Source organism: Actinokineospora diospyrosa, assembly GCF_024171925.1.
In the GTDB taxonomy this organism is placed as follows: domain Bacteria; phylum Actinomycetota; class Actinomycetes; order Mycobacteriales; family Pseudonocardiaceae; genus Actinokineospora; species Actinokineospora diospyrosa.
Genome location: NZ_JAMTCO010000013.1, coordinates 256,555 through 276,627, shown reverse-complemented (window position 1 = coordinate 276,627; position 20,073 = coordinate 256,555). Strand labels below are relative to the sequence as shown.

The window sequence follows — 20,073 nt, the reverse complement described above, 5'->3', positions numbered from 1 at the left end:
AGAGTCACCACAGAGGATTAAGGTGCGCTGGGCCGTCACCGATCTATTCCGAATTGGACCGGACGGGCGTACCGGATGATGTCTTCTTGCACCGGATCGAGGGAGAACGGCGCTGTAACGCTTCCATGATCAGCGCGATTGGATCTTCCGGCTTGGGCCGGGCGGGTGGCCGCTCAGCGCGACAGGGTGAAGTAGGCGGTGAGCGTGCCCCCGTCCGCGCCCACGTCGAGGTCCACCCGCTCGGCGACCCTGGCGATCACCCGCAGCCTGCGCTCCCCCGGGTCGTCGCCGCGGTGGGCGCGGGCGGTCCAGGTGAAGTGGTCGACGGCGGTGAGCACCACGCCGTCGCGGTCGCAGTGCAGGGTCACCGTGGTCCGCTCGCCCGCGCCGGGCTGGTCGATGGCGTCGCTGAGGGCCTCGTGGGCGGCCAGGACGACGTCCTGGCGCACGGGGGCCGGTACCCGGCAGTGGGCCAGCCAGCGGCGCACCCGCCTGCGCAGCGGGGCGAGGTGCTCGGCCCGCGCGGGCACGGTCGTGCTGAACACGGCCAGGTCCTGGTGGGTCGTCATGTCCCAGGACTGCCCGCCGTAGCACCCGGTCACACCCAATGGTTCAACCAATCACATCGGGTCTGCACCGATCGGGTGATGGGGTGACCGTGTTCAGCACGTCCGGACCGGGTCGCTCAGGTGCAGGTGGGGGTCGGTTCGCCGGGTTGCGGGGGAACGCCGACGGCGTTCCAGGCGGCCTTGACCGCGTTGTAGTCGGCGCAACTGCCCGGGGTGAGGGCGAGCGCCGCTTGGAGTGTGGCGATGCGGTACTTGAGGTAGGTCATGTTGGTGACCTTGCGCAGCATGCCGTTGTAGAGGATCTTGATGGCCTTCTCGGCGCCGATCCCGGTCACCCGGCTGCCGTTGCAGGTCGGGCTGGGCGGCAGTCCGCCGGTCGGCTCGGATCCCGCTGTGAGCAGGGCGAACCAGTGGTCACCGACCCCCGCCGCCGAGTACGGGTCGAGGGTGGGGATCGCCGCGGAGTAGCAGTTGGCGCCGCCGGTGGCGGCCGGGTTGGACATGTTGCGCACGGAGAAGTCCGGCCGCTCACCGACGAGGAAGTCGGGGACGTCGCCCGCGGTCTGCGCGCTGAAGAACTCGGCGGCGGCGCCGAAGGCGTCGGCGATGAACTCGGCGGTGCCATTGCTGGAGCGGCCACCGGGGGTGGTCTGGTCGACGATGCTGCCGTACTGGCGGCCGATGAGGTCGAGCGAGCCGACCCAGGCCCCCGCGTTGTTGTACCCGACCCAGATGCGGCCGGAGACGGCGCCCAGGCCGACCCTCCGCTCGCCGACGCGGAGACCGAGGCCGGCGCGGCCGTTGCCGTCGGCCCCGTTGCGCTTGAGCCAGGTGAGGGTCATCCGCTGGAAGGTCTGCGCGGCGTAGAGGGCGTCGACGCAGCCGGTTTCGCGGTTGGTGGGGACGCCGTCGCCCCACAGGTCGTCGGGGCCGCTGAACACCTGGCCGGTGACCGCGTCGACGCAGTCGAGGCCGGGCCAGCGCGGGTCGCGCATCAGGTAGGTGGAGCCGGAGGAGTAGGTGTCCAGCGGAACCGGGTTCTGGTTCCACGCTCCGGTACCGGAGCCTGCCGCGTGCGCCGAGGCGGGTAATGCCGCCAACAACGTCACGGCGAGTACGAGGGTTGTCTGCGTTCTCAGGGTTCTCCCCCACGAGGTCGACATCCCCACAGGATCGACAGTGGCCTGGACCACTGCAAGAGAACGCGGGCCTGAACAGATAACCAGTACCCGCGCGGGTCCGATATGTCCATGTTGGCGAATTCCCAACAGTGGACTTCACACCACCGGTCATCGCATAATGGTCTAGACCTTTCCTCGACCGCCGAAGGAGTCGCAGATGAGGATCCCCCGCGCCGCCACCACGGTGACGGCACTCACCGGCGCGCTGCTGGCCTCGACCGTGCTGGTCGCGAGCCCGGCGTACGCGCACGGATCGATGGGCAACCCGGTGAGCCGGATCTACCAGTGCTTCACCGAGGGCCCGGAGAACCCGCGCTCGGCCGCGTGCAAGGCCGCCGTCCAGGTCGGGCAGAGCTGGCCGATCTACGACTGGGACGAGGTGAACCAGCCCAACGCCAACGGCAACAGCCGCCAGATCATCCCCGACGGCAAGCTGTGCAGCGCGGGCCGCGACAAGTACAAGGGCCTCGACCTCGCTCGCGCCGACTGGCCCGCGACGACGTTGCCCACGGGGGCGTACACCTTCACCTACAAGGCGACCGCGCCGCACCCGGGCACGTTCGAGCTCTATGTCACCAAGCAGGGCTACGACGCGACCAAACCCCTGAAGTGGTCGGACCTTGAGCCCACGCCGTTCTACAAGCAGTTGAACCCGCCGCGCGCCGGTGGCGCTTACCAGCTGAAGGCAACCATTCCCGGCGGTCGTACCGGACGCCACCTGGTCTACTCGATCTGGCAACGCCACTACCCCGACAGCGGCGAGGCTTTCTACTCCTGCTCGGACGTCTTGTTCAACTGACGCACGTGAGACGGTGGTCCGCCGAGCGGCGGACCACCGTCCCTCCTCTATGGACTAGCTCGCAGTGCAGGCGGTAGGGCTAACAGCCACTGTCAGGCCCTGCCAGCCTTCACCGACCCAGCGGCCAACACCGTTGTTGGCCCACTGTGAATCGTGATAGCGGTACCAGTACATGTCGCCCGCCTCATCGACCGCGTAGAGCACACCGGCACCCGCGTAGAGGACGTTGGTGAAGTCACCCCAGCCGCTGTCGATCCACTCCGCTTGGACGACCCACTCCTCGGTGTCGTACCGGTACTGGTACCTCAACGCGTTGCCAGCGCTGTCGAAGGCGAAGAGCTCGCCCTCGTCCCCGGCGACGACTCTTTCGAAGTTGCCCCAACCAGTACCGATGACCTCGCCAAGGTTGTTCTCCCAGCCGTCTTGGGTATAGACCCAGGACCGGAGGACTCCGGTGTCATCGATCCCATAGAGCTTCCCGGCGGCGTCGATGGTGAACGTCCTGCCCTCGCCGACGTACCGGTCGAACCCCTCACCGATGACCTTGTAGTGCGCGCCATCGACCAACTTCCAGTACGCGCCCTCGCGGATGTAGCGCCGCAACTCGCCTGTGCCCTCAGGGATGGCGTAGAACTGGAAGTAATTCTCGCGTCCGACAATGGCGAGTTCGCCCGACCACCCCGCCTCACCGTTGTAGCGCATGAGCCAGTCAGGTTCGCCCGTGGCGGCGGCCGAGTGCGCGTAGTGGAACAAGCGGTCGTTCTCGTGGCCGAGGAAGTACGCCCCTCCGTAGCAGTACGCCTCTGACGTGCTCGGGGTCGCCCCACCCGGGGGCGCGGTCGTGGCAGCGAGTGCCGCGGCGGCCAGGGTGAGGCCTGCCAGGAGGCCGCTCCAACGCCTTCTCATGTTCACGCTCCTACTGACGTCCGGATGGGTCGGCTTCAGGCGGCGGAGCAGGTGTTGGGGCTGACGGCCAGGGTGAGGTTCTTCCAGCCTTCGCCGATCTGGCGGCCGATGCCGTTGTTGGCCCATTCGCCGTTGGCGTAGCGGTACCAGTAGAGAGTGCCTGCCCGGTCGACCGCGTAGAACACACCCGCGCCCGCGTAGAGGACGTTGGTGAAGTCGCCCCAGCCCTCGTCGATGTTGTCGGCCTGAACAGTCCACTCGCCGGTGTCGTACTGGTACTGGTACCGCAGCGCGCTGCCGTCGTGCTCGAACGCGAAGAGTTCGCCCTCAGCGCCTGCCACGACGCGCTCGAAGGAGTCCCAGCCGGTTCCGATGACCTCGCCCGCGCCGTTCTCCCAGCCGTTGTCGGTGCGGATCCAGACCCGGAGTTCGCCGGTGTCGTCGATCCCGTAGAGCTTGCCCGAGGCGTCAAGGGTCAGGGTCGCACCATCAACGGTGTACCGGTCGAACCCGGTGCCGAGGACCTCGTAAGGAGCGCCGTTGATGGTGTTCCACTGGCCCCTGTTCCGCGCGTAGTGGCGCAGTTCGCCGGTGCCCTCCGGGATCAGGTAGTAGTCCCCCCACCAGTTGTAGAGCAGCGTTCCGTTCCAACCGGTCCCGATGTACTCCTTCGGGAACCAGTCGCGGGTGCCCGTGGCGGCACCGAAGTGCAAGAACTCGAAGAGGCGGCCATCCGCCTCCACCCCTTGGATGGCCGCACCGGTCCCGCAGCGGGCCTCGGGCAGGTCCGCCGCCGCGGGGCTCGCGGTCACGGCGGTGAGCGCGGAGGTCGCCACGGCCAGGCCGACCAGCAGGCCGCTCCAGCGTTTGGTCAAGCTCATGAGTAGTTCCCCAGGTGTCGAACGGATGGTGACACCTGCTCCACGCACGAGGCCCGCACCCGGTTGCCCCCAGTTCTGGAAACTTCTCCACCACCCGGATCGGCCTGTCGATCTTGTGGGGAACCGCCCCGCTGTCGGACCGGCCGGCTACGATCCGCGCGTGACAGAGAAGAGGGCGCTGCCCGCCGACTTGCTGGACCTGTTCACCGGCGACGCGGGCGCGGGGCGGAGTTTGTCGGTGGCGCTGCCGCCGGGGCGGTTGGTGCGGCACGAGGAGGACGACCGACCCGCGTTATGGATGAGCGATGAGCCCGCACCCGCCGGACTGTGGGCGAGGTTGCGCGCCGAGCACGCCCGGTCCGGGCTGTGGCCGGTGCTGTTGGACGCGCTCGACGACGAGGCCGAGGAGTACCGGCCGTGGGCCTCCGGCGAGGTCGCGCCCGGGGACACGACCACGATCGGCGCGCACGACCCGGCCGCGCTGCTCGCCGGGTGGTGGGCCGAGCACACCGCGGAGGAGGCCCCGACGACCACGAGCCCCTTCGGCCGCCAGTGGCCGGGACTGGCCGCGGTGCCCGCGACCACCGGCGACCCGGACCGCGTGGCCGACGACCTCGCCGACCACCTGCTGGCCGGTCACCCGTCGATGCGGCTCGGCCTGGTCGCCGCGGACCGGGGCGCCGACACCCCCGCGGCCCTCGAGTGGGGCGGACCCACCAACTACATGGACGACCCGGCCAAGCTGTCAGCCGTGCTGCGCGACTGGGCGGACCGCTTCGGCGCCCGCGTGGTCGGCATCGGCTTCGACACCCTCGTGCTCGCCGTCGCCGCCCCACCGACCACCCACACCGACGCCCTCGCCGTCGCCGCGGAGCACTTCGCGCTCGCCCCGGACAACGTGTGGCAGTCCGAACCACCGAACACCCTCGCCGCCTACGCCCAACACCTCGTCGGCGACCACTCGTGGACCTTCTGGTGGGACTGATCGGTAGGACTAACGGGTGAGACTGGCGGGTGAGACTGGCGGGTGGGACTGAAGCCAGGGCGGTCACCGCGGGTCGATGACCCGCGGTGACGCGCATCACCGCTACGGGGGTCACCCGGGAAGGCTCACCGCGCCCGGGCCACCCGTTCGCCCGACCTCACCAGCAGCGCAGGTAGTTCAAATTGCTGGCCCAGATTCCTCCGGTTCCGATGTAGGAGCCCGCGTCGTGGTTGTAGTACGCGTTTCCCCAGTACTGGGCGCTCGACCGGTCCGACACGTTGAAGATGGATCCTGCGGGCACATAGGGGCCGGTGGACAACCAGGTGTTGTTGCTGACGCTGTATTGCCAGGTCCCGCACGGCAGCGCCGCCGAGGCGGGCGCGACCACCACTGGAGCCAGGACGGTGGCCGTGGCCAGCAGGAACGCGGTCAGCAGTCGACGAAAGAGCATCCGTTCTCCATTGTTGTGGGTTTGTCTGAGAGGTTCCTCCAGCCTGCCCCAGCATTTATGACGATCACAATCGACCAGGTGAGTGAACGATTATCGGCAGCGAATCGGCACACCTTAGCGTTGTTCACCGAAACCATTTCCGCAGCAATGCGACCTGCCGGAAATAGGCGGGATAAGGCGTTCGTCATGGCACCGCGCGCCCACGACGCGCACCCGGACCGCTCCTGGAGCGCTCCCCCGTCGCACTGCGTGCCCGGGCCATCGGTCGGATGAATGGCTCAGGTCTATGGCCGGGGTGCCGACCTTCCCGGGGCAGGTGAAGCCAGAGGGCTGACGAAGAGCGTGAGGGTAGGGCGATGGCTGCGAACGCAACCGAGATCAAGAAACCGCGGGGCCTGGCCAGGCTCATCGCGAACTGGGGTATCCGGACCAAGATCCTGACCGCGCTGAGCGCGGTCGTCGCGGTCGCCGTGCTCATCGGCGTGCTCGCGATGATCCAGATGTCCAACCTGGACGCCCAGCTCAACCGGGTGGCCACCGGCAACGCCGCGGCGCTGAGCGACCTCGGTGACATCCGCGGCGCGCAGGGTGACATCAACCACTGGGCCGTGATGTGGTACGTCGACAACAGCCCGGAGGGCCAGAAGCGGGCCCGCGACGGCCAGCACGCCGCCGACGGCAAGATCGACACCTCGGTCGAGGCCTACCTCTCGCACACCACCGAGGAGGCGGGCCGGGTCCGCGCCGCGAAGCTGCTCGCCGACCAGAAGAAGTTCCGCATCGAGCGCGACATCTCCTACGGCGACCCCGTGCCCGCCGGCTACACCCCGATCACCGACATGAACGAGTTCACCACCCTGGTCGGCAACATCGACAAGGGCATCGACGAGCTCGCCGTCATCGAGCGCACCAGCGCCGAGCGCGCCGCGGCCGAGGGCAGCGACGCCTACAACACCGCGTGGACCGTCGTGCTGATCTCGATGATCGTCGGTCTCGCCGCGGCGATCCTGCTCGCGCTGCTGGTCGCCGGGCGCATCGTGCGCCCGCTGCGCCAGATCACCGTCGTGGCCCAGCACATGGCCGACGGCGACCTGAGCAAGGCCGCCGTGGTCGAGGGCGACGACGAGGTCGGGCAGCTGGGCACCGCGTTCAACCGGGCCCGGGAGAACTTCGGCGCCGCGGTGTCGGCGCTGGCCACCACCGCGCAGACCCTGCAGTCGGACTCGACCCGCCTGGTGCAGGTCAGCGACCGGCTGCTGGAGAGCACCACCGGCGCCAACACCCAGGCCACCCAGGTCGCCGCGGCCGCGGACAACGTGTCGCTGAACCTGCAGACCGTGGCCACCGGCGCCGAGGAGCTCGGCTCGTCGATCAAGGAGATCGCGCACAGCGCGAACGAGGGCGCCAACGTGGCCTCGCACGCGGTCGAGGTCGCCGCCTCCACCACCGACGTGGTCGCCAAGCTGGGCGACTCCTCGGCGCAGATCGGCAACGTCGTCAAGGTCATCACCTCGATCGCCGAGCAGACCAACCTGCTGGCGCTCAACGCGACCATCGAGGCCGCCCGCGCCGGTGACGCGGGCCGCGGCTTCGCGGTCGTGGCCAGCGAGGTCAAGGAGCTGGCGCAGGAGACGGCCAAGGCCACCGAGGACATCGCCCGCAAGGTCGAGGCCATCCAGTCCGACACCGCGCAGGCGGTCGGCACGATCGGCGAGATCTCCGAGATCATCGCCAAGATCAACGACTACCAGCTGGTGATCGCCTCGGCCGTGGAGGAGCAGACCGCCACCACCAGCGAGATGACCCGCTCGATCGCCGAGGCCGCATCGGGCAGCTCGCAGATCGCGGGCAGCATCGGCCACGTCGCCAGCGCCACGCTGACCGCGGCGCAGGAGATCGACGGCAGCAAGCAGGCCGCCGTGGACCTGGAGCAGCTCGCCGCCCACCTGCGCGAGCTGGTGGCCCGCTTCCAGTACTGATCCGAACCCCTCTCCACCCCACCGCCGACGGCGGACCGGCCCCAGCCGGTCCGCCGTCGGCCGTTTACTCGGGTGCGCACGCGGTGGCCGATGTGCAGGATTCGGATGGGCGACTCGGCTGAACAGCGGCTCTACGGCGCGGTGCGGCGCTGGCAGGTGGTTCCGAAGGAGGGGCTGGCCGGTGTGATCGACGCGGCCTGCCTGGCGCTGGTCGACGGGCTGGACTCGCCCGCGTTGCGGGACCTCGCAGGCGCTTCGCCGCGCGACTCCCGCTACGACGTCGGCGACGTGGTGACCGCGACGCTGGCCGAGCTGGGGATCCCCGAGGTGGGGACCATGCCGCTGGGGTGCGCCGCGGCCGCCGGTGGCGGGGTCACCCGGCGCGACGCGGTGGACGTGCTCCGGTTGGACGTCGTGCCCGGGGAGGGGGTGAACCGGTTCCAGGTGGTGGTCGAGGTCAACGGGACGGACATGACCCGGGTCTGGGGACACCGCGGTGTGGACCCGGACGAGCTGCTCATCCCCGACAACCTGCTCTCGGGCGGCCCCAAGCCGCGGGTCGTGCCGATCGCTGTCCTGGTCGAGTGCTGCGAGTACGACAGCGAGACCATCAAGGTCACGGTCACCCGCGACGGGGACCGGGTGCACTGGGACTGGCCCGCGAACTCCCCTATCGAGCCGAACCTCACCTTCGGCGCGGCGGAGTACGACGCCGAACTCGCGAGGGTGGGCGCCGACCACTCGTGGGAGACACCGCTGCGCACCGCCGGTCGACTCGTCCAGACCGGCATGGACCGCGACCGGCTGCGCGACCACGGCCTCGAGTTCGGCTGGGTGGGCAGGAGAAACCAGGACCCCGAGTACTTCCGTGTCACGTTCGCCGTCGACGAGTACCAGGTGTTCGTCGACACGCCGTGGCTCGGACGTGGCCCCGAGGAGCTGGCGCGAGCGGTGTGCGAGTCCCTGGCGCTCCCGCTCGAGCAGTGGCGGGCGACCTGGTCCTCAACGAAAGCCAGCGTGACCACACCACCTTCAATCGCCGGCCCGTCGTGGCAGCCCACGCCTAGTAGGAGGCCATGAGGTCCCGGTAGGTCAGCAGTGATCGGACGGTGAGCCTGCGGCGGAGCGCGCTGTCGTCCAAGGCGTCGACGACGGTGGCGGCGCCCAGCCAGTCGGCGCCCACCTCGTCGACCAAGGCGCGGACCGCGGTCGCTTGGCCGCCGGTCTCGATCCAGTCGTCGACCATGAGGACCCGGTCGTGGGGGCGCACGAGTCGGCGGGGGAAGCCGAGCCGCAACTGGCGGTCCAGGTAGTCCGGTGGGGCCGTGCGCTTGACCCACGCGTCGCTGTCGGTGAGCTGGTCGGGGTCTTTGCGCACCTCGACGAACCCCACACCGAGGGCGATCGCGACCAGCGGACCGAGGATGTGTCCCCGCGACTCCGGGCTGAGCACGACCGTGGGCCGCAAGTCGGCGAACAGGGCGGCCAAACCGGCCCCGAGCGACCGCAACGTCTCGGGATCACGCCACCACCCGCACATGTCGGCGTACCTGGTGTGATCAGTGCGATCACCGCGCCAAGCGAACTCCGCGAGCAACGACTCGCGCAACGCCTTGCCGTCGATCGCCCCTTCCGGAGCCGGTGCTGCCCACATGCGGCGAATGCTGTGGCCGGGAAACGCCGGTCAACCGGGTTTCCCGGGCGGTTCACCCGGTGTTCGCGCTGGTGGGAACCCCCGTCTCCCCTCCCAGCGGAAATCGACGGCGGCAAGCGGGCCGCCGTGGGCCTGGAGCAGCTGGTGACCGAACCCGCGGGTCTCCAGGTCTAGCGCGTACACGATCAAGCTCACTGTTGTGAAGACAGCACGCCGGGTCAGGGAGGTGGCTCAGTCGTCCCGTGCGGGAGGGCTCACCGGCTCCGGGTGTCTTGGTTTCGACCATTGCGGTCCGCACGCGCCGGACACAGCTCACCTCCGCGGCACTCTGCAACACGAACTATGCACAGCCGTCCATGACCTGGGCAAACACAACAGGGACGGATCATGGGCAATCGTGGAACACTGTCCACTATGACGGTCAGGCGCTCCGAGCTGGCACGCAGGCGCAAAGCCCAGGGCCTCAGCCAGGAACAATTGGCCGAAGCCCTGCACGTTGACCGCATAACCGTCTATCGGTGGGAAGCCGGGCGCAACGAACCCCAGCCCTACCTGTGGCCGAAGCTGGCCGCGTTGTTGGGGATCAGCCGAAGCGAACTGGTCCAGCTCCTCAGCCCCCAGCCCGGCGCCTTCCCCACACCTCCAGCAGCTACTCCCCTGTCCGGTGCTCAGGACACGGAGCATCTGGCGAAAGCCCTTACTGACAGCGCCCGCTTCTTTGATGGCCCGATCATCGGCTACTTCGAGCTCCAGCTCCGCACCTACATGAGCTATGACGGCACCGAAGGCCCCCGCACTGCCCTCCCCGGCGTGCTGGGCCTGCTGCGAGCGGTCAAGGACAACGCCCGAGAAGTACCCCACCGGGTCCGCGGTGATCTCCTGCGGTTCGGAGCCAAGAGCGCCGAGTTCGCGGGCTGGCTCTACCGGGACTTGCAGGAGACAGCCGCGGCCCGCTTCTGGCACGACCGGGCCACCGAATGGGCACAGGAAGCCGGGGACCTGCCCTTCCAGGGCTACGTGCTCCTGAAACGGTGACAGATGGCCTACGAGCAACGAGACGCGGCGCGGGTACTGGCCTTTGCCCAAGCGGCCTACTCCGGCCCTTGGCAGCTGCCACCCGCTGTCCGCGCTGAAGTCGCCCAACAGGAGGCTCGGGGCCTGGCCATGCTCGGCGAACCGATCGATGCTGTTGAACGCAAGCTAGGCGAAGCCCGAACATTGGCTGCCGCTCCCGACACCACGGACGGACACCACCGGCTCAGCAGCTACTACAACGACCAGACCCACTTGCTGCGGGTGGCCAGCTGCTACATCGAGGCTGGAAAGCCAGCCCGGGCAGCCACACTCTTCGGGGAGGTCCTAACGACACAAACTCTGTCCCGCCGGGACGAGGGCTACTTCCGGGCCCGCCGAGCCGTGGCCTTGGCGCTCAGCGGGGATCCGGACACGGCGGCGCTGGAAGGCGTGGCCGCTGTGGAACTGGCCAGTGAACTCGGTTCCAGCCGCACCAAACGCGAACTCGGACGGGTCGTGGCCACCTTGCAGCCCTGGCGTAACCGACCCGCGCCCAGAGCCCTTCAGGACGCCTTGAGGACGTAAGCCGCAGTCAGGAGCCAGTAAGCCACTGCCGCACCGTCCCGATGACGGATGCCTGCCAGGCTTGACTCTGGGGATTGGCGTACTCCGGATCGCGGTGGACGGCGAAGCCGTGTTCGGCCCCCTCGATCTCCACCAGCCGGTGCTCCACCCGGAGTTGCCGCACGGCCTCTCGAGAGGCCGCCACCGGCACGAAGGTGTCCTCCGTGCCATGCACGATGAGGGTCGGGGCAGCGATCTGACCAAGGACGGTGTTCGGCTGTAGCCAGAACACCTCGTTGAGGAAAGCCCGGCTGTGCTGAACGGTCGGCGAGTGGTCGAGGTAGCCCTGTGCGGCAAGCCGCTGAGCGGCTTCCGTGCTCAAGGAGTCGTCTGACCAGTGCGGTTTCTGGTCAATGTAGCGACGCTTGTAGTTGAGCTGCGGGTTGAGGAGCACCAGTCGCGCGACTTCCGCCGGACGCTGCGCCGCGTAGTAGGCCGCCAACCCACCACCGAAGCTAGCGCCGAGCAAACTGACCCGGGAGGCGCCCACATCCTCGCGCACGTACCGAAGCGCTACCTGAATGTCGTTGAGGTGCGCTGCCAGCGACGACTCCTGAGGCTGCCCCTCACTCTCCCCGTGCCCCCGCAGGTCGTAACGCAGACTGATGACCCCCGCCTCCGCAAGGCCGTTCGCCAGGCGAGCGAAGAAGCCGCCTTCTTCCCGGGTTACTCCACCGCCATGCACCATGACCAGGGCAGACGGCGCCGGAGACAACGTGGCTGGCGGTGTGACCATCGTGGCCGCCAAAGCCAGCCCGTCCAGGGTGCGCAGGTGCAGCTCAGTGGGAGACACGGGGGCTCCTTTGGTATGGGGGACCCTCACCGGAAGCCTACTGAGATAGCCACGTCTCGAGCGATACCGACTCCGATCGCAGGACCGTGCGGTGGGAAACCGCGGTGCGCTTGGGGTGGTGGGTGTGGAGGATGGCCGGTGTGAACGAATCCTCCGAGCAGCGTCTCTACCAGGCAGTCCGTCGTTGGCAGGTGGTTGGGGCGGGGCCTCGTGACCTGATCCACGAGGCGTGCCTGGCGCTGGTTGACGGGCTGGACTCGCCGGGGTTGCGGGATTTGGCGGGGGCTTCGGCGAGGGACTCGCGGTGGGAGATCGACGAGTTGGTGAGGGCCACGTTCGCGGAGTTGGGGATTCCGGCGGTGGGCACTGTGCCGTTGGGGTTCGCGGTCGCGGCCGGTGGTGGGGTGATCAGGCGGGCCGGGGTGGACACGTTGCGGTTGGCCGTGGCACCGGGGCCGCGTGAGGAGGTGTTCCAGGTGCTGGTCGAGGTCAACGGGACGGAGATGACGACGGTCTGGGGTGCGCGCGGTGTGGACCCCGACGAGGTCCTGCTGCCCGACAACCTGCTGGTAGCCGGTCCTGAGCCGCGGGTGGTCCCGATCGTCGTCACGGGCGAGGACGGCATCCCGCACGACGGCTCGTTCTACTGGTACACCGAGAACGCGGGAGTCACGATCACCCGCGACGGCGACGTGGTGCACTGGGACTGGTCCCCGGACCCCGAGGACACTGAAGACTCGGTCGTGGCGCCGAACGCCACCTTCACCGCGGCGCAGTACGACCGCGAGCTCGCCAGGTTCGTCGCCGACCACGCGTGGGAGACGCCGCTGCGCACCGCTCGTCGCCTCGTGCACGCCGGTATCGATCGCGACCGGCTGCGGGGGTACGACCTGACCCTCGGTTGGGTGGGCAACAAGCACCGGGAGCCCGGGCTCTTCCGTGTCACCCTCATCACCGGCCACTACTCGGTGTGGTTTGACACCCCGGGGCGCGGGCGAGGTCCGGAGGAGGTGGCGCGGGAGGTGTGCGCGGCCTTGGCGCTGCCGCCCGAGCAGTGGCAGGTGAGCTGGCAGTCACACCGCGACACCACACCGCCCGCCATCGCCGGACCAGGGTGGCAGCAAGGGAGCTGAGACGTGTTCGCGCAGGTGGGAACCCCCGCACCGCGCGTGGTGGGGGTCCGTCATAGGCTGCCGAACATCCCCCGGGAAAAAAGTTCGGGCAGTGTGTCGATCCGTGCCGCGGCCCGTTCGACCTAGGGGTGAAGCGGGGCCGAGAGGGCCTCGGTGAAGCCAGGGAGTACGACGATGAAGTACATGCTGATCATGCGCGCGTCCGACGAGGCTTTCGCCGCGATGGGCGACATCGACTTCGGCGAGATGCTGGCGACCGTCGGCAAGTACAACGACGAGCTCATCCGCGCGGGTGTGCTGGTCGCGGCCGAGGGGCTGGCCGACGCGGCCGACGGTGTGGTCGTGGACTACTCGACCGAGCCGCCGGTGGTGACCGACGGGCCGTACGGGGAGACCAAGGAGCTGTTCAACGGCTTCTACCTGCTCAACGTGGCCTCCAAGGAGGAGGCGGTCGAGTGGGCGCGGCGGATGCCGATGACCGGGGCCGGGTTCAAGACCGAGATCCGCCGGGTGCCCTCGATCGAGGAGTTCCCGCAGGACAACGAGTGGATCCAGAAGGAGCGCGCGTGGCGCGAGGCGACCGGGCAGCTCTGAGCGGTGCCCGCGACGCGGTCGGCGCGGTGTGGCGGATCGAGTCGGCGCGCATCGTCGGCGCGCTGGCCCGCCACACCGGGGACTTCGCGCTGGCCGAGGACCTGGCGCAGGAGGCGTTCGCCGAGGCGCTGGTGACCTGGCCGCGCGAGGGCGTGCCGGACAACCCGGCCGGGTGGCTGCTCACCGTCGGCAAGCGCCGGGCGATCGACACCTACCGCAGGCGCGCCGCGCTGGACCGCAAGTACGCCGTCCTCGCCAACGACGCGGGCGGGGACGGCGTGACGACCGACTGGGACCCCGACCAGATCGACGACGACGTGCTGGCGCTGGTGTTCACCGCGTGCCACCCGGTGCTCTCGCGCGAGGCCAGGGTCGCCCTGACCCTGCGCGTGGTCGGCGGGCTGACCAGTGACGAGATCGCCAAGGCGTTCCTGGTCCCGACCGCGACCGTGCAGGCGCGGATCACCCGGGCGAAGAAGGCCATCGCCTCGGCCGGGGTGCCCTTCGAGGTGCCCCCGGTCCAGGAGTGGTCCGCGCGGCTGGGGTCGGTGCTCAGCGTGCTGTACGTGATCTTCACGGAGGGGTCGTCGGCCAGTTCCGGCGCCGACCTGATCCGGCTGGACCTGGCGGGTGAGGCGCAGCGGCTGGCCAGGGTGCTGGCCAGGCTGGTCCCGGGCGAACCGGAGGTGCACGGCCTGCTCGCGCTGCTGGAGCTGACCGCGGCCCGGTTCCCCGCCCGCACCGGACCCGACGGTCACCCGGTGCTGCTGCAGGACCAGGACCGCGGGCGGTGGGACCACGCCGCGATCCGCCGGGGTCAGGCGGCGTTGGCCCGGGCCGAGCAGGCGGGCCGGGGCTTGGGCGCCTACGGCCTGCAGGCGGCGATCGCCCAGTGCCACGCGGTGGCGCCCTCGGTGGCGGCGACGGATTGGGCGCGGGTGGTGGCGTTGTACGAGGCGCTCGCCACCCTGACCCCGTCCCCGGTCGTCGACCTGAACCGCGCCGTCGCCGTGTCGATGGCGGACGGCCCCGCCGCCGCACTGGCCATTGTGGACGGACTGGTCGACGCGCTGCCCGACTCGCACCTGGTGCCGAGCGTGCGCGGGGAACTGTTGGCCCGCTTAGGACGTGACGACGAGGCGCGGGAAGCGTTCAAGCGGGCGGTCGAGTTGTGCGGCAACGAGCGCGAGCGGGCTGTGTTGCGGGACAAGCTCGACGCCCTCGGCTGACCTGGCGGCACGGGGTGGCAGGATCGCACGCGTGAACGAGTGGGATGACGCGGCGGACACCTTCGACGACGCGCCCGATCACGGGCTGCGGGATCCGTTGGTGCGCAAGGCTTGGGCGGATCTGCTGCGCGCGGTGACGCCCGAGCCGCCTGCCACCGTGGTCGACCTCGGGTGCGGCACCGGCTCGCTGTCGGTGCTGTTGTCGGCGATGGGCCACCGGGTCCACGGGCTCGACCTGTCCGAGCGGATGTTGGCGGTCGCCGCGCGCAAAGCCGGTGCGGCCGTGGCACTGCGGCAGGGCGACGCGAGCGCGCCGCCGTATCCGCCCGCCACCTTCGACGTCGTGCTGGCGCGGCATGTGTTGTGGGCATTGGACGATCCGGCGACCGCGGTGCGGCGGTGGGTTGACCTGCTGCGCGCCGGTGGGCGGCTCGTGCTCGTCGAAGGCCACTGGCACACCGGTGCCGGGCTGACCGCCCTCGAGTGCCGGGACTTGGTGCTCGCGCACCGCCACGAGGCCGAGGTGCGGCGACTCGACGACCCGGCGCTGTGGGGCGGGGCCATCTCGGACGAGCGGTACCTCGTGCTCAGCACCCGCTAGAGCGAATCACGCTCCGTTGGCCCGATAGCCACTCCGTGCTAGCGTGGTTCCGGCCCGACAACGGCATGGGATTCACGGGTGAATTCCCGGCCGACGAGAAGGGAATTCGGTGGCGACAACCATCCCGAGTGCGCACGGCGACGTCACCGTCGGCGATGTGTTGCGGACGAGTAGGACCTACACCGTCGACGAGGTCCGGGAATTCCGGCGCCTTTCCGGATATTCGGACAATACCGAACCCCGGTATTTGCCGTACCTGCTCGTGGTCGCCCCGCTGACCAAGCTCGGCGGCGACATCGACTACCTGTCCGGGCGGATGAGCTGGACGGTCACCCGGCCGGTCGCGGTGGGCGAGACGATCACCGCGGAGCTGGAGATCACCCGGCTCGAGCGCGGCGAGTCGGCCACCAAGATCGCCTTCGACGCGCGCATCCGGTGCGGCGACGAGGTCGTCATCACCGGGACGAGCAAGGGCGTCGTCCTCACCGCGGGGAGTGGGCACTGATGGGCGAGAGCCTCACCGTCGGCGCGACGCGCAGCGCGAGCCGGACCGTCTCCGACGCCGACATCGCCGCCTGCGCGCGGCTGACCGGCGACTTCGGCGCGCACCACATCGCCGGGATGGCGGGCAAGAAGGTCGCCCAGGGCCTGCTGACGCTCTCGGGCACCCCCCTGCTCGCCGACGACGGCGTGCACGTCACCGGAATGGACCTGCGCTTCCTCGCGCCGGTGTTCGTCGGTGACGAGATCACCACCTCGGTCACCGTCGACGCGCTCGACGGACCCGCGATCGCCTTCACCGTGGTCGTCGCCACCGCGGCGGCCGAGGTGCTGCGCGGCACCGGCACCGCCATCGCGCCTGCCTGACCCACCCGCGCCGAGCACGCGGGCCCCGCCCCGCACGGGGCACCGTGACGAATTCCCGCCGGGCCATACCGCACACCCGTGCGGGCTGTCCACACTCGGCGGTCGAATTGGTGCGTTCCGGTTTTCCCAGCTGACAATTCCTTGCGGATCCCGCTCGGCGTGGGGTTCACTGGGTGCGGAACGGCGAATGGGGGCCAATCACCAGGAGCGCTGATTCACCGCGCTCGCCCGCCTGCCAACCACGAAATCATCGATATCGGGGGGACGTACGCAGGATGACGGAACAGGTTGGTCAAACGAGCTTACTCACCCGCGAGGTGATGAGCGACCCCTATCCCACTTATGCCCGGTTGCGCGCCGAGGACCCGGTGCACTACAACGAGCAACTCGGCGGCTGGGTGATCACCCGCTACGACGACGTCACCGCGGCGCTGCGCGACCACGAGACGTTCTCCTCGCGCCGGATCGCCCTGCTGGTGGCCCAGCGCGGCGGCGCGAACCCCTCCCCCGCCGTGGCGCGGTTCCTGGAGCTGGCCGGGCACTGGATGTGGATGCTGGACCCGCCGACGCACACCCGCATGCGCAAGCTGATGAACCAGGGGTTCACCCCGCGCGCGGTGCGGCTGCTGGAACCGATGGTCCAGGGCATCGTGGACGAACTGGTCGACGCGGCGGTGCAGCGCGAGGAGATCGACCTGATGGCCGATTTCTGTTTCCCGGTACCGGCCCTGGTGATCTGTGGGCTCTACGGGTTGCCCCCTGCCGACGCCCGCCGGGTGACCGAGTGGTGCGACGCGCTCAAGGTGTTCCTCGGCGCGGCGACCGACCTCGGTGGCGCCCAGCAGGCCGCCGAGGCGGTGCACGAGATGATCGACTACCTCACCGAGATCATGGAGGCCCGGCGCGCCGAACCGCGCGACGACCTCGTGTCGCGGTTGGTCACCGCCGACGACGAGGGTGACCGCCTCGGCGTCGACGAACTGGTGTCGAACCTGCTGCTGCTGATCGCGGCCTCGTTCGAGACCACCATCGACATGCTGGGCAACGGCCTGGCCGGCCTGCTGACCCAGCGCGACCAGTGGGAGCTGCTCAAGAGCGACCCGTCGACCATCCCGAGCGCGGTCGACGAGGTCATCCGCTGGGACGGCCCGGTCCAGCTCACCCACCGGCTGCTCACCAGGGATGTCGAACTGCGGGGCAAGCAACTGCGCGAGGGCCAGTTGGCTTACCTCATGCGAGGTTCGGCGAACCGCGACCCGGAGCGGTTCGCCGACCCAGACCGCATCGACGTCACCCGGGGCGACACCGGGCACGTCGGCCTTGGCCTCGGGGTGCACTTCTGCATCGGCGCGGGCCTGTCCCGGATGGAGGGCAGGATCGCCCTCGCCGAGCTGACCACGCGGCTGCCGAACCTGCGGCTCGTCGAGCCGCAGCGGCTGGACTGGCGCGCCGACAACCTGCAGTTCCGCGGCCTGTCGCAGTTGCGGGCGAGCACGTCGTGACCCGGGTCGCCGTGCACGTGGTGTCGCTGCGCGCCCTGGAGCGGGTGCGCGGGCGCGCCGAACCGGACCTGCCCGCCGCTGAGCGGGCCGCGATCGAGCGCCGCGCCTCGGGCCGTCGCCGCGTCCAGGCGCAGGCCGCCAGGGTGTTGGCTGGCGTCGCCGGGGTCGAGTCCGGCAACGCCAGCCACGACCAGGACTTCCTCGTCGTGGCCGAGAGCCCCGCGACCTGCGGTGTCGACGTCGAGGACGCCGCGGAGGACGAGTTACGCGAGGTGGCGACCCGGTTCTGCGCGGCGAGCGAGGTCGCTGGGCCTGTGTCGGCGCGGGCGTTGTGGACGGCGAAGGAGAGCGCGGCCAAGGCCACCCGGCTCGGGCTGCGCGCCGGACTGCGGTCCATCGGCTTCACCGCCGACCCGAGCACCGGGTGGTCCACAGTGGACTGGCCGTACGGGGCGGGCTTCCTCACCCGGACGGTCGATCTGGGCACCCGGCACTGCGCACTCACCGTGCGCGCCGACGCGCCGCCCCGGGTGCGGGCGCGCGTGTGGACGCCGACGGTGTCCGACGGGCGCTGGTCGTTCACCCCCGCCGCCCCGGCCGGGGACTCCCCCGCCCACCGGTTGGCCGAAGGGCTGCGCGCGTTCGGCGGCACCCGTGGCTGAGCCGAGCACCCTGCACGCGGCCCTCGCGGCGGCGGCGCGGCGGGGCCCCGACACGCCCGTCACCTTCCACACCGGCCGCGAGCGGCTGGGCCTGGCCGACCTGCTCGACCAGTCGCACGCGATGGCCGGGGCGCTGGCCGCGGCCGGGGTGCGCCGCGGTGACCGGGTCGGGCTGCTGTGCCAGAACGAGGCGGACTTCTTCCGCGTGCTCATCGGCTTGGGCGTCCTCGGTGCCTGCGCCTGTCCCCTCCCCCTGCCGACCATGGCCCGCGACGGCTACCAGGTGCGGGTGCGCGGCGTCATCGCGGCGGCGCAGATCGAGACCGTGGTGGTGTCGGAGCGGCTGACCAGGCTGCGCGGTGTGCTGGGTCCGGCGCTCGACGGGACCACCGCGGTGTCCACCGGGGACCTGCGCGACCACGACGCGCCACCGGACAGCGGGGTGACCGGCGAGGACGACCTGATCGTCCAGTTCACCTCCGGTAGCACTGCCGTGCCGAAGGGCGTGCGGTTGTCGCACGCGAACGTGCTCGCCTGCCTTACCGCGATCCGCGACGGCATCGAGCTCAGCGGCGCGGATCGCGCGGGCAACTGGCTGCCGCTGTTCCACGACATGGGCCTGTTCGGCTCGCTCACCGCCTTGTACTACCCGATCCCGTTGACCGTGTGGCAGCCGTCGGTGTTCGTGAAGGACCCGGCGCACTGGCTGCGGCTGATGTCCGAGATTGGTGTCACGGCGTGCCCGCTGCCGAACTTCGCCTATGACGCGATGGCGCGCGCTGTGCCCGCGGACGAGGTGACGGACTACGACCTCAGCAACTGGCGGGTGGCGTTCAACGGCGCCGAACCCATCGCTGTGGACACTCTGGAAGGGTTCCTCGACCACTTCGCGCCTGCCGGTTTCCGGCAAGAGGCCATGCTCCCGGTCTACGGGCTCGCCGAAGCCACTCTCCCGGTGACGTTCTCCGAGCTGACAGCGCCGCCTCGCGTGGATTGGGTAGACCGCCCACAGCTGGCCGAAACAGGCAAAGCCGTCCCGGTCGACCGCGGTAGCCCCAACTCCCGCGGTGTGGTGTCGGTAGGACGACCGGTGACGAACATGGCCGTCCGCATCGCCGACCCGGAGACGGGCGCGCTCCAGGGCGAGCGGGTCGTGGGCGAGGTCGAGATCCGGGGCGCGTCGGTGACCGCGGGCTACCTGCGCGGCGAGCAGCCGTTCACCGAGGACGGCTGGCTGCGCACCGGCGACCTCGGCTACACCGCGGGCGGCGAGCTGCACATCACCGGCCGCCGCAAGGAAATGATCATCGTGCGCGGCGACAACTACTACCCGGAGGACGTCGAGGCCGCCGTGCGCACCGACCCCGGCGTCCACCGCAGGCGCTGCGTGGCCTACCTCGACGAGGGCGCCGAGCGGATGGTCCTCGTGGTCGAGTCGACCGAAGAGGACTCCCCGGCGCTGCGGGAGCGGCTGCGGGCGCTGGTCGCCACCGCGACCGGCCTGGAGGACGTGCGGGTGGTCGTCGCGCCACCGCAGGCGATCCCGCGCACCAGCAGCGGCAAGCTGCAACGACTCGCTTCCCGGGCCAGGTTCGGCTAGTGGCTGACCCGGAACGTTGACCACATCCCGGCGTTCTCGAGTCGAGCCA

General features: G+C 70.0%; 22 protein-coding genes. 15 read left to right on the top strand and 7 right to left on the bottom strand.

The genetic code is table 11. The features are described from left to right. Positions 1–173 precede the first annotated feature (173 nt). Positions 174–569, bottom strand: coding sequence for an ATP-binding protein (locus LV75_RS26175; protein ID WP_253889675.1), 396 nt, complete (start codon positions 567–569; stop codon positions 174–176). 116 nt (positions 570–685) lie between these two features. Continuing rightward, the gene (locus LV75_RS26170) at positions 686–1,678 is read right to left on the bottom strand and encodes a M4 family metallopeptidase (protein WP_253889674.1); all 993 of its coding nucleotides are present in this window, start codon (positions 1,676–1,678) and stop codon (positions 686–688) included. A gap of 229 nt (positions 1,679–1,907) precedes the next feature. On the opposite strand from LV75_RS26170, the gene LV75_RS26165 reads away from it, so the two are divergent. Further along, the gene (locus tag LV75_RS26165) at positions 1,908–2,549 is read left to right on the top strand and encodes a lytic polysaccharide monooxygenase auxiliary activity family 9 protein (RefSeq protein WP_253889673.1); all 642 of its coding nucleotides are present in this window, start codon (positions 1,908–1,910) and stop codon (positions 2,547–2,549) included. A 54-nt stretch (positions 2,550–2,603) separates the two neighbouring features. On the opposite strand, the gene LV75_RS26160 is transcribed toward LV75_RS26165, so the two are convergent. Both LV75_RS26160 and LV75_RS26155 read right to left on the bottom strand, forming a co-directional pair. After that, positions 2,604–3,455: a tachylectin-related carbohydrate-binding protein gene (locus LV75_RS26160; protein WP_253889672.1), complete on the bottom strand. Its 852-nt coding sequence runs from the start codon at positions 3,453–3,455 to the stop codon at positions 2,604–2,606. A 35-nt stretch (positions 3,456–3,490) separates the two neighbouring features. Beyond that, the gene (locus LV75_RS26155) at positions 3,491–4,336 is read right to left on the bottom strand and encodes a tachylectin-related carbohydrate-binding protein (RefSeq protein WP_253889671.1); all 846 of its coding nucleotides are present in this window, start codon (positions 4,334–4,336) and stop codon (positions 3,491–3,493) included. Between the two features lie 160 nt (positions 4,337–4,496). Here LV75_RS26155 and LV75_RS26150 point away from each other — a divergent pair, with 160 nt between their 5' ends. Further along, positions 4,497–5,321, top strand: coding sequence for a DUF4253 domain-containing protein (locus LV75_RS26150; protein ID WP_253889670.1), 825 nt, complete (start codon positions 4,497–4,499; stop codon positions 5,319–5,321). 157 nt (positions 5,322–5,478) lie between these two features. Here the strand turns inward: LV75_RS26150 and LV75_RS26145 are convergent, their stop codons facing one another. Further along, positions 5,479–5,772 carry a hypothetical protein gene (locus LV75_RS26145; protein ID WP_253889669.1) on the bottom strand — a complete coding sequence of 98 codons (294 nt, stop codon included), beginning with the start codon at positions 5,770–5,772 and terminating at the stop codon, positions 5,479–5,481. 356 nt (positions 5,773–6,128) lie between these two features. Between LV75_RS26145 and LV75_RS26140 the strand changes: the two genes are divergently transcribed. Next, the gene (locus LV75_RS26140; RefSeq protein ID WP_253889668.1) at positions 6,129–7,751 is read left to right on the top strand and encodes a methyl-accepting chemotaxis protein; all 1,623 of its coding nucleotides are present in this window, start codon (positions 6,129–6,131) and stop codon (positions 7,749–7,751) included. 105 nt (positions 7,752–7,856) lie between these two features. Then, on the top strand, positions 7,857–8,831 hold the full coding sequence (locus LV75_RS26135; RefSeq protein WP_253889667.1) for a hypothetical protein: 975 nt from the start codon (positions 7,857–7,859) through the stop codon (positions 8,829–8,831). Here the strand turns inward: LV75_RS26135 and LV75_RS26130 are convergent. Further along, positions 8,815–9,405 carry a phosphoribosyltransferase family protein gene (locus tag LV75_RS26130; RefSeq protein WP_253889666.1) on the bottom strand — a complete coding sequence of 197 codons (591 nt, stop codon included), beginning with the start codon at positions 9,403–9,405 and terminating at the stop codon, positions 8,815–8,817. The genes LV75_RS26135 and LV75_RS26130 overlap by 17 nt on opposite strands. A 414-nt stretch (positions 9,406–9,819) precedes the next feature. Between LV75_RS26130 and LV75_RS26125 the strand changes: the two genes are divergently transcribed. Beyond that, positions 9,820–10,440, top strand: a complete 621-nt coding sequence (locus tag LV75_RS26125) for a helix-turn-helix transcriptional regulator (RefSeq protein ID WP_253889665.1) — start codon at positions 9,820–9,822, stop codon at positions 10,438–10,440. Positions 10,441–10,443: 3 nt separating this feature from the next. Beyond that, positions 10,444–11,004, top strand: coding sequence for an NsdA family TPR-like regulatory protein (locus LV75_RS26120; protein ID WP_253889664.1), 561 nt, complete (start codon positions 10,444–10,446; stop codon positions 11,002–11,004). A 7-nt stretch (positions 11,005–11,011) separates the two neighbouring features. Here the strand turns inward: LV75_RS26120 and LV75_RS26115 are convergent, their stop codons facing one another. Next, positions 11,012–11,836, bottom strand: a complete 825-nt coding sequence (locus tag LV75_RS26115; protein WP_253889663.1) for an alpha/beta hydrolase — start codon at positions 11,834–11,836, stop codon at positions 11,012–11,014. A gap of 140 nt (positions 11,837–11,976) precedes the next feature. Here LV75_RS26115 and LV75_RS26110 point away from each other — a divergent pair, with 140 nt between their 5' ends. The 9 genes from LV75_RS26110 to LV75_RS26070 all read left to right on the top strand — a co-directional run bounded on the left by LV75_RS26110 (position 11,977) and on the right by LV75_RS26070 (position 20,024). Next, a complete protein-coding gene (locus LV75_RS26110) occupies positions 11,977–12,969 on the top strand; it encodes a hypothetical protein (protein WP_253889662.1) in 993 nt (330 codons plus the stop codon). 174 nt (positions 12,970–13,143) lie between these two features. Continuing rightward, on the top strand, positions 13,144–13,563 hold the full coding sequence (locus LV75_RS26105) for a YciI family protein (RefSeq protein ID WP_253889661.1): 420 nt from the start codon (positions 13,144–13,146) through the stop codon (positions 13,561–13,563). Further along, positions 13,536–14,792 (top strand): RNA polymerase sigma factor, encoded by a 1,257-nt coding sequence (locus LV75_RS26100; RefSeq protein ID WP_253889660.1) that lies wholly within the window; start codon positions 13,536–13,538, stop codon positions 14,790–14,792. The genes LV75_RS26105 and LV75_RS26100 overlap by 28 nt, the downstream gene beginning before the upstream one ends. A gap of 31 nt (positions 14,793–14,823) precedes the next feature. Then, positions 14,824–15,393: a class I SAM-dependent methyltransferase gene (locus LV75_RS26095; protein ID WP_253889659.1), complete on the top strand. Its 570-nt coding sequence runs from the start codon at positions 14,824–14,826 to the stop codon at positions 15,391–15,393. Between the two features lie 109 nt (positions 15,394–15,502). Beyond that, entirely contained in the window at positions 15,503–15,898 is a 396-nt protein-coding gene (locus tag LV75_RS26090; RefSeq protein WP_253889658.1) for a hotdog family protein, read from the top strand. Then, complete coding sequence (locus LV75_RS26085; RefSeq protein WP_253889657.1) at positions 15,898–16,260, top strand: hotdog family protein; 363 nt, start codon at positions 15,898–15,900, stop codon at positions 16,258–16,260. Before LV75_RS26090 ends, LV75_RS26085 begins: the two co-directional genes overlap by 1 nt. A gap of 320 nt (positions 16,261–16,580) precedes the next feature. Next, complete coding sequence (locus LV75_RS26080; protein ID WP_253889656.1) at positions 16,581–17,762, top strand: cytochrome P450; 1,182 nt, start codon at positions 16,581–16,583, stop codon at positions 17,760–17,762. Beyond that, positions 17,759–18,424 (top strand): 4'-phosphopantetheinyl transferase family protein, encoded by a 666-nt coding sequence (locus LV75_RS26075; RefSeq protein ID WP_253889655.1) that lies wholly within the window; start codon positions 17,759–17,761, stop codon positions 18,422–18,424. Before LV75_RS26080 ends, LV75_RS26075 begins: the two co-directional genes overlap by 4 nt. Then, positions 18,417–20,024: an AMP-binding protein gene (locus LV75_RS26070; protein WP_253889654.1), complete on the top strand. Its 1,608-nt coding sequence runs from the start codon at positions 18,417–18,419 to the stop codon at positions 20,022–20,024. Before LV75_RS26075 ends, LV75_RS26070 begins: the two co-directional genes overlap by 8 nt. The last annotated feature ends 49 nt before the right edge of the window (positions 20,025–20,073 follow it).